The organism is Arthrobacter sp. SIMBA_036 (assembly GCF_046535135.1).
Classification (GTDB): domain Bacteria; phylum Actinomycetota; class Actinomycetes; order Actinomycetales; family Micrococcaceae; genus Arthrobacter.
Genome location: NZ_JAWRXG010000303.1, coordinates 1 through 256 on the forward strand (window position 1 = coordinate 1; position 256 = coordinate 256).

Genomic DNA, 256 nt, shown 5'->3' on the forward strand with positions numbered 1-256 from the left:
TAATATCTTAAAGAAAACAATCTTATTATTAATAGGGTTGTTTTCTTTGCAATATCACTCACAGAATTTCATATTCAAAACGGATGAAAATATTGAAAGCAGTTCCTTTGACAATAATATAAAAAAGCTCAACAAGGAAATTTTGCAAGTTTATAAAAGTAATGATAAAATTAAATTTTATGATAACATTTTTCGCTTGTATATTCTTGGCGGAGATTATGAAAAAGGACTTTATTATTTAAATGAGATAAAGGAT

Annotated in this window: 1 protein-coding gene; it reads left to right on the forward strand. The window is 24.2% G+C overall.

Annotated elements, in window-relative coordinates:
- A partial coding sequence (locus tag SB659_RS19975) for a hypothetical protein (RefSeq protein ID WP_410551678.1) occupies positions 1 to 256 on the forward strand: 256 nt, incomplete at both ends.